Below are 15,534 nucleotides of genomic sequence, written 5' to 3' on the forward strand. Positions count from 1 at the left end.
CCTCCCTACATCAAATTCTGTGGTTCGTGGTCAATGATGACTCGGACTTTTTGATTGTCTTTTTCCTGGGTCCAGTCAAGGATACGATTGAGACTTTCTTCCAAGTGATCTTCGAAGCGATATTTGACTAAAATTTGATAGTGGTAGAGATTATGTGTTCTGGCAATAGGTTTGGGTGTCGGACCTAGCAGTTTAACCTTGTCTGTCAAGCCTTGTCTCAAGAGTCCCATAACCTCGTAACTTTTCTGCACAGCTATTTCCTCAGAAGAATGGGAAAGCGTCAGACCGACGGTAAAGTAGTAAGGCGGATAGCCCAACTGCCTGCGGATAGACATCTCGTACTGGTAGAAGGCTTCATAATCCTGAGCCTTGGCAAGCTGAATGGCATAGTGGTCAGGATTGTAGGTTTGGATATAGACCTGACCTGGCTTGTCAGCTCGCCCTGCACGACCTGCCACCTGAGTCAAGAGCTGGAAGGTCCGCTCAGATGACCTGAAATCAGGGAGATTGAGGGAGGTATCTGCATTGAGGACACCTACCAGGGTAACATTTGGAAAATCCAAGCCCTTGGCAATCATCTGGGTTCCCAAGAGAATATCCGCTTCATGATTTCCAAACTTGGTCAAAAGCTTTTCATGAGCACCTTTCTGGCGAGTCGTATCTACATCCATGCGTAAAATTCTCGCCTGAGGAAAAATCTCTGCTAGCTCATCATAGGCTTTCTGGGTCCCAGTCCCATAGTAACGGATACTTGGGCTCTGACAATTAGGACAGTTTCTAGGGATTCCCTTTTGAAAACCACAGTAATGGCAATTCATGGTCTTGGTATCCATGTGCAAGGTCAGTGAAATATCACAGTTGGGACAGTCATCGACAAAGCCACAATCACGACACATGACAAAACTTGAAAAGCCACGGCGATTAAGCATGAGCACCACCTGCTCCTTCTTAGCCAGTCGCTCCTCAATCGCTTCAAGCAAGGGTGGTGTGAAATTTCCAGCCTCTTGCTGACCGATATAATCCCTGAAATCCAAAATCTCCACCTCTGGTATCTTGGCATTGGGATTGGCACGCTTGGTCAACTGCAAGAACTGATAGACCTCTCGGCTGGCACGCGCCCGACTCTCGATAGATGGTGTAGCTGAGCCCATGACCAGCACAGCCTTGTGATAGTCAGCCCGCAACTGAGCCACATCTCTGGCATGATAACGGGGATTAGACTCCTGCTTGTAGGTCGCCTCATGCTCCTCGTCGATGATGATGGCACCGATATTTTCCAGAGGGGCGAAAATAGCAGAGCGGGCACCAACGACAACCTTGGCTTGACCTGACTTGACCTTACGCCATTCATCGAATTTCTCACCATCAGACAGACCTGAATGCATAATGGCCACCTGCTCTCCAAAGCGAGAAATAAAGCGATTGGTCATCTGTGGCGTCAGTGAGATTTCAGGAACCAGAACAATAGCTGTTTTCCCCTGCTGCAAGACCTTATCGATAATATGCAGGTAAACTTCTGTCTTTCCTGAACCCGTAACACCTTCTAAAAGAAAAGGCTTGCTAGCTTGTCCTATGGCTGCCGTCACTTGTTCAACAACAGCTGCCTGCTCCTCATTAAGTTGTAAAAAGTTGCTGGACTTGACATCCTTAAAGTAAGCATGGGCTCGGCTGACCTCCACCTCACGAATGTTTAAAGCACCAGCATCTTCAAAGAACTTGATAACCTCACGCCCATAAAGAGCCTGTAAATCCTTAAGCAGACCTGACTGGCTATTTTCCAAGAGCCAAGCCCTCATTTCCAAACGCTTCTTAGCACGACCTGCAATCTCCAAAGTCTCCAAAAGCTGAAGATTAACATCATAGTGCTTCTGCGTCTTGATGGTCTGCCTATCCTTAGCCAGATAGACCTGCTCCACCTTGCCTGCCTTGAGCAGCTCTGCCATTTTTAAAGAAAGTTCCTCACGGAGCTCAGATGCTAGGAGAGGGCTATTTTTTGGAAAATAAAGCTGGCGCTCCTCATCGGAAAGGCTAGCCAGAGGGTGAAATTCCTTGTCGTACTTAGAGTTGAGAAGCCCAGGCAGCATAGCTTTCAAAATCGAAATCTTATAAGAAAAAACGGTGTGTCGCATCTGGTCTGCCAAGAGCAGCTGCTCAGCATTAAGGACTGGCTCAAAATCCAAAAACTCTCTGATTGGCTTCAAGTCAGCTGCATCAGCATCCTCCAACCCCACAACAAATCCCTGCAAGAGACGATTTCCCTTACCGAAAGGCACATGGACACGCACCCCTACTTGAACCAAATCCAGCAGATGCTCAGGAACCTCATAGGAAAAAGGCTTGTCCGTCTGCATGAGCGGGATATCAACAATAATTTTTGCAATTTTAGTCATATCTTACCTTTATGGCCTTCTGCCAGTGTTCAGTACTCCTTAGTGCTAACTATTCCTCCCTCAAAATCCTAGTCTTTAGGGTAGTGGCAAGAAGAACAGTTCACATCTTCAAAAAACAGGAAAAATCTAAGATTTCCAATCTTAGATTTTTTCTCCTTCTTCTTTTTCTTTGGCGATTTGAGCCTTGATTTTACGTTCTTCTTCTTCCTTAGCTAGGCGTGCTTCTTCCGCCTTACGACGTACACTTTCACGTTTTGCTTCTGGATCTGGGTGGATAACAACATTACCAGATTCGATTTCTTCCAAGGCACGAAGTGTTGACTTAGCAGATTTGAAATCTTGAGTTGCTTCAGCACCTGCTTCCAATTCGTGAGCACGTTTTGCTTGAAGGATAACAAGTGAGTATTTTGAAGGAACCTTGTCCAACAATTTATCGATAGATGGTTTCAACATCATAAGCTTATATCTCTTTTCTAGTTACTTTTTTCAAAATGCAGTCGCTAACAGTAAGTTAATCATCTCCCAAGACATGACTACTTAACTGTTTACTGGCTACATATCTTTAATCATATCGTTGTAGCGACCAATCACACGGTCTACACGGAAATGCTCAGCTTCGATAATACGTTTAACACGCTCGGCAGCCAAAGGCACCTCATCGTTAACCACAGCATAATCATATTCACGCATAAGAGCAATCTCTTCTTTGGCACGTTCGATACGTTGAGCAATAACTTCCTCACTATCCGTACCGCGTCCAACAAGACGATCTTTCAATTCATCAAGATCAGGTGGCGTCAAGAAGATAAAGACACCATCAGGAACCTTTGTCTTAACCTGAAGAGCACCTTGTACTTCAATTTCAAGAAAGACATCGATACCCTTATCAAGGGTTTCATTGACATAAGTCAAGGGAGTTCCGTAGTAGTTACCAACATACTCGGCATACTCTAGCATTTGACCATTTTTAATCAATTCTTCAAATTCTTCACGTGTTCGGAAGAAATAATCGACACCATCAACCTCACCTGGACGTTGGGGTCTTGTTGTCATCGATACTGAATATTCAAACTTGTGATCTGGTGTTGAAAAAATTTCCTGTCTAACTGTTCCTTTACCAACTCCTGAAGGACCTGAAAAGACAATTAGTAAGCCACGTTCAGACATGTCACACTCCTTAATGATTAGCTCTCAACTGCGAGAAAGTTTCTGTTAACCATTTTAGCAAAAAAATGGCTTTTTTTCAAGGAAGACTAGACTTTCTTTTTCAGTAAGGTTTTGTCCCTAGTATAAAGACACCCTTATAATAAGCTAATATTAACTGATAGAGCTTTTAGACTGAAAATCTCTTTCATAATCTGAAACTTAGGCTTTTGCAAATAGGGTTGACAAATTTTAGCCACTGAAAAACAAAAAAGAAATCTGACACAAGTCAAATTCCCCTTTTGGCATATAAACTACTTAGCATAATCAACGGCACGCATCTCACGGATAACGGTAACTTTGATATTTCCTGGGTAGTCAAGATTGTTTTCAATTTTTTCACGGACCTTATGAGCAAGGATAGTCACCTGGTCATCATTAACTTTACCAGGTTGAACCATGATACGAATTTCACGTCCAGCTTGAAGGGCGAAGCAATTTTGCACACCGTCAAAGCTAGATGCGATTTCTTCCAAGTCGCGTAGGCGCTTGATATAGTTTTCCATAGACTCATTACGAGCTCCTGGACGGGCTGAACTAAGGGCATCCGCTGCTGCAACCAAGACTGCGATAACAGACTCAGGCTCAACATCTCCGTGGTGACTAGCAATGGTATTGACAACAACTGGATGCTCCTTGTACTTACGAGCAAACTCTGTTCCAATCTCAACGTGGCTACCTTCAACCTCGCGGTCAATGGCTTTCCCCATATCATGAAGGAAACCTGCACGACGAGCAAGTGCTACATTCTCACCCAATTCACCAGCCAAAATACCTGCTAACTTACCAACCTCAACTGAGTGGCGCAGCACATTTTGACCGTAAGAAGTACGGAACTGCAAACGTCCCATAATCTTAATTAGATCTGGGTGGAGGTTTGGTGCACCAATTTCATAAGCCGCTGCCTCACCATACTCACGGATACGATTGTCAAGTTCCTGACGGTTCTTTTCAACCAATTCCTCAATACGAGCTGGGTGGATACGACCATCTGAAATCAAGGTCTCCAAGGTCATGCGAGCAATCTCACGACGAATTGGATCAAAACCTGAAAGCACTACAACCTCAGGAGTATCATCGATAATAACATCGATACCTGTCAAGCTTTCAAGGGTACGAATATTACGTCCCTCACGACCGATGATACGACCTTTCATACTATCATCTGGAAGATGAACACTGGTAATGGTTTGTTCTGTGACATAATCACCAGCTAAACGTTGCATAGCCTGAGCTAGCAAGTCCTTAGCCATCTTGTCTGAGCGATCTTTGACATCACGCTCAGCATCCTTGATACGTGTTGCGATTTCATGAGTCAGATTGTTTTCAGTCTCCGTTAGGATAACCTCACGCGCTTCTGCAATCGTCATAGCACCAACGCGCTCCAATTCGGCACGTTTTTCGTCTTCTAGTTTTGCAACCTGTTCTTCACGCTCATCAATATGTCTAGATTTATCTGAAAGACTCTGCTCTTTTGAGTTGAGCAGTTTTTCCTTATTGCTTAAATTTTCATCTTTTCGGTCAAGGGATGAAGCACGGTCTGTCAAACGACTTTCCATCTGCTTCAATTCTTGTTTTTCAGACTTAAATTCTTTTTCAATCTCTTCGCGATATCTTCTAGCTTCTTCTTTTGCCTCGATAAGCAGTTCTTTCTTATGAGCACTACTTTCTCTCTCAGCTGTTTGGACAATGGTCAAGGCTTCTGATTCAGCCTTTCCTTTGATCGTCACAGCATCTTGTTCGGCATTCAAAAGCGTTAGTTCTGCAGCTTCCTTAGCAGATTTTAATCTGATTGAAATAACCACATAACCAACAATCAAACCAATGAGTGCAAAAACAAGCGAAATAATGATGATATTTAACATGTTTTCACCTCAATAAAAATTAATTTTCACTTGGAAAATCACCTTTTATTTTATCATAAGTTAAGGCTTTCTACAATGAAAAATCGGACGCCTTTAAGCAAAATTATGTTATGATAGAAAGAAAGCAAACAAAAGGAGAATCCTATGTCTAAAGAAGTTGTTGTTGAGAGTTTCGAACTTGATCACACCATTGTCAAAGCACCTTACGTCCGCCTGATTTCAGAAGAAGTTGGACCTGTGGGAGATATCATCACAAACTTTGATATCCGCCTCATCCAACCAAATATGAATTCTATTGATACAGCAGGGCTTCACACCATCGAACACCTACTAGCAAAATTGATTCGTCAACGTATCGATGGCTTGATTGACTGTTCACCATTTGGCTGTCGTACAGGTTTCCATATGATTATGTGGGGCAAACAAGACGCTACTGAAATCGCTAAAGTGATCAAATCAAGCCTCCAAGAAATCGCTGATGGCATTAGCTGGGAAGATGTTCCTGGAACAACAATCGAATCATGCGGTAACTACAAAGACCACAGCCTTCATTCTGCTAAAGAGTGGGCTAAACTCATCCTCTCTCAAGGTATTTCAGATAACGCCTTCGAACGTCACATCGTCTAAGTAAGTAACTAAACTGCCTTTGAATAGCAAAAAGAAGAAGCCGGAACAAAAGTCCTAGCCTCTTCTTTTTTATAATCTAGTTTGCAAAGCGCAGGGGTTAGGAGCCTTTCTTGCTGGCTTTGCCAGCTTAGAAAGTCCCCTGCACAGTTCATTAGGTGCTTTAGCACCAATAAACCACTGCTGAGTGGAGAGGATGAAAGCTCCGCTTTCTCTATTTCCCACCTCAAACAGTCCAGTGGACTGTTTGAGCGTCAATAAATCAACTCTTACAGCCCTAACGAATGACGCAAACTTAGTTTGCTTTATTTCCAACTTTCAACAGTTCACTGAACTGTTGAAACTGTGCGGAGGTGGGAGTGAAACAGTCTGGGGATAGACTGTTTCAGGTCAGCAACTTAAAAGAAAGACTTGCTGACAAAATCGAATTCCTTCGGAATTACCGATTTTTGTCCCACTCTCTTTTTTTCTTTAAATCTCTTAGTAATCAAGAGCATCTGAGTTACCTGCGGCATTTCCGACAAAGTAACCTGTTTTGGCATTGATTGAGAAGAGGTAGGTTCCATCTGGTTTGAACATGTTGTAATAGCCGTTACCGTTAATGATATTGACACGTTCAAGAATGTAGTTATTACCTGTGATGTAGCCACGAGCTTGTGATGTTGCTACAATTTTTTCAAGAACACCTTCACCAAAGGTCCAAGCTGAGTTTGATGAATCTGCGATTGCTGCGTCGTTGTAAGGAACACGACTCTTATCGCGTTGAAGAGTTGAAACATCGTAGCTTGTAATACCGTAAGAAGTTGCTGCTGATACAGACGGTGTTGTTGTCGTAGTCGCAGAACCTGTTGAAGCACTAGCTGCTGATGATGTCGCTGCAGTAGTTGTGTCACTAGCTGCTTGACTAGCTTGGTCCGCTTGCGAACTTGCTGCGGCTGTTGTTGTCGCTGTACCTGCTTGAAGGCTGCGTCCACCAGCGATAGCTGTTTGAATAAGACTATCTGTCGTCGCATTTCCTGTATTCAGAACTGAACTTGGAAGACTATCAAAGTTTGCTCCCGCCTTAACAGCGACTGAACTATTGTAAGTTCCATCGACAATAGCTTCCGCTTCAAAGAGACCATTGACTGTTTGAATAGCTTCAATTTGACTCTTTAGAGCATCATATTTCTTCTTAGCAGCATCGTAGTAATCCGTATCTTTCAACTTTTCAAGTGCCGCTTCCAAATCAGAGAGGCTTGAAAAACTACTATTTTTCAAAGCTGTCTTGTTTGAATCAGTGTAGAAGCTATCATAAAGTGTTGTAAAGGCGTCATTATTAGCCTTGGCATCACTTGTTGATGAGCTACTGCTTGATGAACTTGAAGCTGAACTACTTGATGAAGAACTTGCTGTTTGATTAGAGCTATTAAGAGCATTAAGACCAAATGCTACTGCAAAAATTGCAACAATGATAGCTGCTAAAGAACCAAAGATGACTTTTTTATTCTTGTAAACTGGCGTGTCTTCAGCATCTCCTAATAGAATACTTGCTGACTCAGACTCAGTTTCTTCCTTAACGTTATTAGTTTCCGCTGCAGCTTGACTACTTTCTGTTTCTGGGATCAGAGCAGTTTCTGCAACGATAGTCTCTTCCAAGTCTGCTTTAGCTGACTCAGTTGAGGCACCGCTAATGACTTCTTCAGCAACTTCTTTAACATCATCGCTAGCATTTTCCAAAAGCCCTGAGGCAGCCAACTCTTCACGTTGTTTCTTGATGAAATTATCAAGAGAAGCCGTATCTAAAGAGTCAATATCTGTATTTTCAAACTTTTGAGCTTCAACCTGCTCACGATTTTGCTTGATATATTTATCAAGGATACTATCATCTTCTGTGATACCAGCCTTAAGCTCTTCGCTTTTTTTAACAGCCTCTTCAACTGTCATATCCTTAGCTTTTTCAAAATCTAAATTATCATTTTCAGTTGTCATCGTATGACCTTCCTATTCGCTGACTGAACGGCGGACGCGTTGACCAAAGTATTGATAGAGGTCAACACGCAAAGTTCCGTTATAAAGTTTGCGTTTCTTATCGGCAAGACTGCCGTATTTACTTTCAAATTGTTCATCACTGGTCAAGATAAACTTGCTCCAGGTTTTGAGCGGTGCAAAGGTTTGCCCCATTTCATTATACAAAATGTCAATGGCTTTGTCATCCAAGAGTCGCTCCCCATAAGGAGGGTTTGAAATGATAACACCGTTGATTTTATCGGTTTTCAAGTCTTGAAGACGCATTTGTTTCAATTTGATAACATCTGCAAGACCTGCCTCTTCGGCATTTTTCTTAGCGATTTCCACCATACGAGCATCGATATCACAACCCATAATGTCGAGTTCAACATCATAGTCTGCCTTACTTTCTGCCTCATCGCGCACAGCTTGGACCAAATCCTTATCAACCCATGACCAGGCCTCAAAGGCAAAATCACGGTTAAAGCCAGGAGCAATATTCATACCAATCATGGCCGCTTCAATACAGAAAGTTCCAGAACCACAAGTCGGGTCAATCAAAGGTTTGTCAGGATACCAGTTGCTCAACTGTAAAATAGCTGCCGCCATATTTTCCTTAATCGGAGCACCACCTTTGTCTGTACGGTAACCACGTTTGAAGAGACTGTCACCTGTTGTATCAATCAAGAGAGTTGCCTGATCTTTGAGAATAGACACCTCAATCTTATAAGTTGGTCCATTTTCAACCAAAGGCACACCCTCAGGACGGTGATAATGTTTTTGAAGTTTCTTAACTACCGCCTTCTTGGTAATAGCCTGTACGCTAGGCTCATTGTGAAGCTTAGAGCGGACACATTTTGCTTTGGAAATAGGGAAGGTCGATCCTAGAGGAAGATAGTTCTCCCAATCCAAGGCAAAAACACCTTGAAAGAGTTCTTCAAAGGTCCTTGCTGGAAAAGTGCCCACAACAATCTTGATACGGTCTGCTGAGCGAAGCCAGAGATTGGTTTCTGCGATCGTTTTTAGGTCACCTTTGAAGCGGACCTTCCCATTTTCAACCTGACAGTCAATGCCCAGGTTACGAATTTCTTTACCAACGACTGCCTCAAGTCCTGCTGCCGCTGTTGCAATAAGGTTAAATTCTTGTTTCATTTCTCTTTTTTACGTTTTCTAATCTATTTAGGATGAATGATTCCTCTTGTTTTTTTTTGCATTAACTGAGTAGGCAACAAGAGGAATGGTTTACACTTGATATAATGAGAGGCTGGAACTACTTTCATCCCAGCCTCATACCTATATGCAATTTTCTATAAGCCATGTTTTGTTCAAGAAGGAGCTAGGTGTCTCTCCCTCTATCGATAATCATCTGTCTACTGTTTCCAGTCAGGATTTCCGTTCATTTCCTTCCATCCCATGCCCCGACCAAAGTTTGGGTTGCTAGCTTGAGGGGTTTACCGCGTTCCACTTTCTTGGTTTCCCAAGAAACTACGTCACTGTGGCACTTTCAGAGCTATTCAGGCATATCCAAAGACTTAGCCCTTTTACTCGCCGTAAGGTAGAAAGCTACCTTCCTAGGCTTATGCATTCGCCTAGCACAATCACTACCGGCATCTCAGCCAGTGCTAGCATGGACTTTCCTCATGGCAAACCGAAGTCTACCACGCGATTATCCAAAAATTGCAAGATTTTTCTTATTCGACGATTTGTTTACCGAAGACTTCTTTTTCCAAACGGCTGATACGTTTTAAAATATCATAATTTGAAGCTGGTTCAACGACACGTTGTTGAGGACTTGCTGGTGCAACTGGTGCACTAGCAGCCTTTGGTGCTGATGATGCTGTCTTGAGTTTTTCTTTCAAGCTAGCATTTTCTTCGCGAAGTTTTTCGATTGTCGCAATGTATGACTCATAGTCTTTGATGATGTCATCGAGAAACTCGTCAACTTCTTTTTTGTCGTAGCCTCTCATGCTCGTCTTAAATTCTTGTTCAAAAATATCTTTTGGACTAAATAAAATGTCTGCCATCGCTGCACTCTCCATACTTATCGTTTCTATAGATTTATAAAAATCCCATCATTCAATATGATACATGAATATTTTAAAAAAAGCAACTATTTAACTTGTCTCTCTAGTCCTCTGAAGCGATTTCATTGAGGCGTTCGAAGCTCAATTCCTGTAAGTCATAATCTGCTTCTTTCATCAATTGATAGAGGTATTTGAGCTGCGTTTCGCTCTCATTATCGTAGAAAAGATAAGCCCCATCTGTATTTTCAATCAAAAACTGATTATAGGTTTTAAATTGACTCGGATTTTGATAGGTAGGGTAGCTGTATTTAACAAAATCAAGCTGCTTAAATTGTGCAAGTTTCTCTTGATTTGCCTCACTCCAAGACTGTCCTTGATCTTCAAACAGGAAAAGGCAGGCCATTGAAAAATCATATTCATCTCTTAGGTCTTTAGCAACTTCAAGAGCCCAGACTTCAAAGCCTAGATTTCCTGTAAAAACCAACCAGTCTACTCCCTCTTCAAAATAGCGGATCAAATCCTTTCTGATAGCCTTTTTGATGACTTTGAGCTTAGGATCCTTATCATTAAAAATCCCAAGTTCAAAGCTTTTATAGCCTGTTATTAGTAGAGAACTCATTATCTGTTATCCTTTTTAATTTTATGGTATAATAGTATTGTTTATTTCTATAAACAAGTATCCCTAGGAGTTTGTATGGTAAAATACCCTCATCGTATTATTCGTAAGCAAACACCGACTGTCAACAAAGAAGCGACTGTCAATTTTGCTAACCGTGGGATGTCCTTTGAATCTGCTATCAATGCGACAAATGACTTTTATTTGTCACGCAAGATTGCAGTTATTCACAAAAAACCGACGCCTGTTCAAATTGTAAAGGTTGATTATCCGAAAAGAAGCCGCGCTAAGATTGTTGAAGCCTATTTTCGTCAAGCCTCTACTACTGACTACTCAGGTGTTTACAAGGGACATTATATTGACTTTGAAGCCAAGGAAACCAGACAAAAGACTTCCATGCCCATGAAAAATTTCCACGCTCACCAGATTGAGCACATGGCAAATGTTCTGGAGCAAGATGGTATTTGCTTTGTCCTCCTTCACTTCTCAACTCTCAAGGAAACCTATCTCCTGCCGGCTGCTGATTTGATTACTTTCTACCAGAAAGATCTGGGCAGCAAGTCCATGCCTCTTGATTATATCAAAAAAAGAGGATTTGAGATTGGCGCAGGTGCCTATCCTCAGGTTCCTTATCTGGACATTATTGAAAAAAATTTATTAGGTGGTGAAAAATGAAAACATTTTCAAAAGTCTTAAAATACTCCCTAATTACTATTTTAAGCTTAACCATTATCGGTGTTATTGCCGGTGGGCTACTCTTTGCCTACTATGTGAGTAGCACCCCTCAACTCTCAAAATCAAAACTCGAATCCACCAATTCAAGTCTGATCTACGATAGCGGAGGTAATCTGATTGCCGATTTGGGATCAGAAAAACGTGAAAGTGTCTCTGCAGACAGCATTCCAGTTAATTTGGTAAATGCCGTCACTTCTATCGAGGACAAACGTTTCTTCCAACACCGTGGGGTTGATATCTATCGTATCTTCGGTGCGGCCTGGAATAACCTGATCAGCAATAGCACCCAAGGGGGGTCAACACTTGATCAACAGCTGATCAAGTTGGCCTACTTCTCAACTAGCGAATCTGACCAAACATTGAAGCGTAAAGCTCAAGAAGTTTGGTTGGCTCTGCAAATGGAACAAGAATATACCAAAGAAGAAATCCTTACCTTCTACATCAACAAGGTTTACATGGGTAATGGATACTACGGTATGCAGACAGCTTCTAAAGCTTACTACGGTAAGGAATTGAAAGATCTTTCAATCGCTCAAGTAGCTTTGATGGCTGGTATTCCACAAGCTCCTACCCAATACGATCCTTATACTAACCCTGACGCTGCTAAAGAACGTCGTGATACCGTCTTAGCTGAAATGCTAGAAGATGAAAAAATCACTCAAGACGAGTACAATACAGCTGTCGCAACACCTGTTACAGACGGACTTCAAACACTAGAAGAGACATCAAGTTATGAACCATACCTTGATAACTACATCAAACAAGTTATTGAGCAAGTTCAAACTAAGACAGGTCAAGACGTCTTCACTGCAGGACTTAAAGTTTATACAAACGTAGATACAAGCGCCCAACAACAACTTTGGGACATCTACAACAGTGGACTTTATGTCTCATTCCCAGATGAGGATTTCCAAGTTGCTTCAACTGTTGTTGACGTTACAAATGGTAAAGTCATTGCTCAGCTAGGTAGTCGAAATCAAGATAGCAATGTTTCTCTCGGAACCAACCAGGCTGTCTTGACTGACCGTGACTTTGGTTCTACTATGAAACCAATCACAGACTATGCGCCAGCTATTGAAAATGGTGTTTATACAAGTACCGCTGATACCGTTAAGGATACCGCCTATAACTATCCTGGTACTTCTACTCCAGTCTATGACTGGGACCGTCAATACTACGGTAACATCACCCTAACTTATGCTCTTCAACAATCACGTAATATCCCAGCCGTTCGAGCTCTTGAAGCGGTTGGTTTGGATACATCACTCAGCTTCCTTAACAAACTAGGAATCGATTATCCTGAAATGTACTACTCAAATGCCATCTCAAGTTCTACATCTAGTGCAGATCAAAAATATGGTGCAAGTAGTGAAAAAATGGCAGCTGCCTATGCTGCATTCGCTAATGGTGGTACTTATTACGAGCCTATGTACATTAACAAGGTTGAATTTAGTGATGGTACGTCACAAGACTTCTCAGCTACTAGCACTCAAGCCATGTCTGAAACAACAGCCTACATGATGACAGATATGATGAAAACCGTTCTGACATCTGGTACAGGTACTTACGCCGCTGTTTCAGGAGCTCCTTACAATGCTGGTAAGACTGGTACGTCAAACTATTCAGATGACGAACTTGCTCAAATCGAAGCAGAAACAGGTATCTACAGTAGCTCTGTTGGTACAATGGCACCTGATGAAACCTTTGTTGGTTACACAACTCAGTATGCTATGGCTGTCTGGACTGGTTACTCAAACCGTCTAACACCTATCTACGGAGACAACCTCAACATCGCTGCTGAAGTTTACTCACAAATGAGTGGCTACCTCAACACTATGTACGGAAGTGGTAGCACTGATTGGACAATGCCTGACGGTGTTTACCGCAGCGGATCTTATGTCTACCTTGGTAGCGCTAGATCTTCTTCAAGCTCTAGAAATAGCAGCTACTACAGCTATTCAAGTAGTGAAACAACTGAAGAGTCAAGTTCAGAAGAAACTAGCTCTTCATACCAAGAATCTAGCTCAGAAGAATCAAGCAGCAGCCAATCATCTAGCTCTAACTCAAACAGTGAGAGCGATACAGATAACTCTTCAAGCACAGACAGTGCAGCATAATTAAAAACCGTTTGGATTTCTCCAAACGGTTTCTGGTTGAAGACAAAGTCTTTTTTCGATACTTTCCTTAAGTGATGTCGGACGTCAGCGACTTCCTGCGGAATTCCATGACTAATGTTCGAGCCTCATGTCTCAAACATTCCGAGTATAAGAAATGCCTATATAAAAACATTTCTTATACTATCATCACGGCGGAAGTATCTTTTGGGTGCTCGCTAACGCTCGCATGAAATCGGAAAATTTATTTTAAGTAAGCAGAGCTTTAGTTTTAAATTTTATTGTAAACTAGGTTTGTCTACATTCTGAAACCGTTTGGAGAAATCCAAACGGTTTTTGCTTGTCTTCATAATAAAAAAGCTAGAGAAATCTCTCTAACTTTTTAAAATCTTTGCTTACTAGCTTATTTAGCCAAGGCTCCCATTGGATCCCATGGTGCAAGGACTTGTGGCTCTGCTTCATAGGCTGCTAGCTCTTCTGCTGTCAAGAATTCTTTACGGACGACAATCTGGTAGGTGTACTCATCCATCCAAGCGTCAGAGGCAACGAAGTAACCTTTCTGACCAACCTTGTCTCCCCAAGAGTTTTCAACTTTCCATTTGATAGCTTTGCCATTTTCATCCAAATCAACCCCTGTCAAAACCATAGCGTGAGTCATAAGGCTCTCGCTGTAATCCAGACGTCCTGCCTTGTCCTGAGTAAAGTTGATGTCGAGGGCTGTCTCAAAGTCGTAGGTATTTGTCGCCATGATACCAGTCTGACGGTCGCTTGATTGACCGACATCAGAACCAAACCAGACAGTCTCACCAGCCTGCATCTGAGCAATAGCAAGCTCTTTGAAACGCTCCATATCAAGGTTGATGTAGCGAACAGCTGGGCTGCCAACGACATTTCCAAGCAACTCTACCGTGTAAGACTTGCCGTAGGGCTTATCTGCTGTTGGTGCATTGATAACAGATACATAGTCAGAGAGTTTGAGTCCGACATACTTATCAAAGAAGGCTTGAGGTGTGATGCTTTTTTCTGTTTGGTAGTTATTGTCCTTGTCACGGTAGGCAAAGTCAAACTGACGTGGTGGCAAGCCTAGGTTTACTGCAAGGAAGTTGAAGATATCTTGCAAGAGTTCTTCTTTTTTAGCTTGAACAGCATTGGCATCAGCTCCCTTAGCAATCTCGTCACGAAGGATTTGAGCATCCTGACGCAACAATTTATTCAAATACTGATTGAGCTCACGGCTGGCGCTTGATGAGATTGATTCAGGATAGACTGATTTTGGAACAACACCGTATTTTTCAAAGAGGGCAACAACCATGTCCCATTGTCCACCATCTTGTTGTGGCGTGTCGAGGAGGAATTTCACCTTACGGCTACTTGTTTCCTCATCTGCTGTGGCAATGATTTGTTCCAAGAACCAGTTTGATTTTTCATACTTGTCCCAGAAGAAAGTGTGGGCTTGTGACAATTCAAAATTTTCCAATTTGAAGTCTGAAATCAATTTGTGGCGGAAGGTATTAAGAGCCGCAAACATCCAGCAACGCCCAGATGCTTTCTGATTTGAGACCTCATCTTTGGTCAAATCAATTGAGAAAACATAGTCATTGTCAATGGCAGACTGGCGTGTCTCCAAGGATTTCAAAAGACCATTATGAGTTACTGCATTTTCAACTGCACGGTATTTAGCATTGGCTTCATAAGCCGCAAACAGTTTATCTGTAAATTCTTGACTAAGTTGAGACATAATAATTTCCTTTCAAATAAAATGATACAAAGGGCGTTAAGAAAGGCGTTTGAAAATAGGGAGATGGCAGAAAATCCTGATTTTCTAGCCAGCTCATCTTTTTCACTAGCCTTTTAGCCCGTGTTCAAATAGCATGATACAAAAGCCGTAAAACGCAAAGTGAAAATATACGGTAAGTCCGAAATCTTTGATTTCGTAGACGCACCCACGTCAGGGCGACTAGGTGCTTTAGCACC

General features: G+C 42.2%; 12 protein-coding genes and 1 other RNA gene. 3 read left to right on the plus strand and 10 right to left on the minus strand.

Annotated elements, in window-relative coordinates; all coding sequences use genetic code 11:
• Positions 1 to 5 precede the first annotated feature (5 nt).
• From JOC28_RS02540 to JOC28_RS02555, 4 genes are all read right to left on the minus strand, one after another.
• The gene (locus tag JOC28_RS02540; protein WP_205009078.1) at positions 6 to 2,390 is read right to left on the minus strand and encodes a primosomal protein N'; all 2,385 of its coding nucleotides are present in this window, start codon (positions 2,388 to 2,390) and stop codon (positions 6 to 8) included.
• Positions 2,391 to 2,531: 141 nt separating this feature from the next.
• The gene (gene rpoZ, locus JOC28_RS02545; protein WP_205009114.1) at positions 2,532 to 2,843 is read right to left on the minus strand and encodes a DNA-directed RNA polymerase subunit omega; all 312 of its coding nucleotides are present in this window, start codon (positions 2,841 to 2,843) and stop codon (positions 2,532 to 2,534) included.
• 99 nt (positions 2,844 to 2,942) lie between these two features.
• Positions 2,943 to 3,557 (minus strand): guanylate kinase, encoded by a 615-nt coding sequence (gene gmk, locus JOC28_RS02550; RefSeq protein ID WP_205009079.1) that lies wholly within the window; start codon positions 3,555 to 3,557, stop codon positions 2,943 to 2,945.
• 290 nt (positions 3,558 to 3,847) lie between these two features.
• Positions 3,848 to 5,458, minus strand: a complete 1,611-nt coding sequence (locus tag JOC28_RS02555) for a ribonuclease Y (RefSeq protein WP_205009080.1) — start codon at positions 5,456 to 5,458, stop codon at positions 3,848 to 3,850.
• A 144-nt stretch (positions 5,459 to 5,602) separates the two neighbouring features.
• Here JOC28_RS02555 and JOC28_RS02560 point away from each other — a divergent pair, with 144 nt between their 5' ends.
• Positions 5,603 to 6,085 carry an S-ribosylhomocysteine lyase gene (locus tag JOC28_RS02560; RefSeq protein WP_205009081.1) on the plus strand — a complete coding sequence of 161 codons (483 nt, stop codon included), beginning with the start codon at positions 5,603 to 5,605 and terminating at the stop codon, positions 6,083 to 6,085.
• 477 nt (positions 6,086 to 6,562) lie between these two features.
• Here JOC28_RS02560 and JOC28_RS02565 read toward each other — a convergent pair whose 3' ends face one another.
• The 5 genes from JOC28_RS02565 to JOC28_RS02585 form a co-directional block, all read right to left on the minus strand.
• Entirely contained in the window at positions 6,563 to 8,053 is a 1,491-nt protein-coding gene (locus JOC28_RS02565) for a cell division site-positioning protein MapZ family protein (protein ID WP_239548818.1), read from the minus strand.
• A gap of 12 nt (positions 8,054 to 8,065) precedes the next feature.
• Complete coding sequence (locus tag JOC28_RS02570) at positions 8,066 to 9,223, minus strand: THUMP domain-containing class I SAM-dependent RNA methyltransferase (protein WP_205009082.1); 1,158 nt, start codon at positions 9,221 to 9,223, stop codon at positions 8,066 to 8,068.
• A 153-nt stretch (positions 9,224 to 9,376) separates the two neighbouring features.
• Positions 9,377 to 9,749: RNase P RNA component class B (rnpB, locus tag JOC28_RS02575), an RNA gene on the minus strand.
• 13 nt (positions 9,750 to 9,762) lie between these two features.
• Entirely contained in the window at positions 9,763 to 10,095 is a 333-nt protein-coding gene (gene gpsB, locus JOC28_RS02580) for a cell division regulator GpsB (RefSeq protein WP_205009083.1), read from the minus strand.
• 103 nt (positions 10,096 to 10,198) lie between these two features.
• On the minus strand, positions 10,199 to 10,714 hold the full coding sequence (locus JOC28_RS02585; protein WP_205009084.1) for an SLOG family protein: 516 nt from the start codon (positions 10,712 to 10,714) through the stop codon (positions 10,199 to 10,201).
• A 75-nt stretch (positions 10,715 to 10,789) separates the two neighbouring features.
• Between JOC28_RS02585 and recU the strand changes: the two genes are divergently transcribed.
• The gene (gene recU, locus JOC28_RS02590; RefSeq protein ID WP_205009085.1) at positions 10,790 to 11,386 is read left to right on the plus strand and encodes a Holliday junction resolvase RecU; all 597 of its coding nucleotides are present in this window, start codon (positions 10,790 to 10,792) and stop codon (positions 11,384 to 11,386) included.
• Complete coding sequence (pbp1a, locus tag JOC28_RS02595) at positions 11,383 to 13,563, plus strand: penicillin-binding protein PBP1A (protein ID WP_205009086.1); 2,181 nt, start codon at positions 11,383 to 11,385, stop codon at positions 13,561 to 13,563. Before recU ends, pbp1a begins: the two co-directional genes overlap by 4 nt.
• A 400-nt stretch (positions 13,564 to 13,963) precedes the next feature.
• On the opposite strand, the gene pepC is transcribed toward pbp1a, so the two are convergent.
• Positions 13,964 to 15,298 carry an aminopeptidase C gene (gene pepC, locus JOC28_RS02600; protein ID WP_205009087.1) on the minus strand — a complete coding sequence of 445 codons (1,335 nt, stop codon included), beginning with the start codon at positions 15,296 to 15,298 and terminating at the stop codon, positions 13,964 to 13,966.
• Positions 15,299 to 15,534 lie beyond the last annotated feature (236 nt).

This window comes from Streptococcus loxodontisalivarius, from assembly GCF_016908645.1.
Lineage (GTDB): Bacteria > Bacillota > Bacilli > Lactobacillales > Streptococcaceae > Streptococcus > Streptococcus loxodontisalivarius.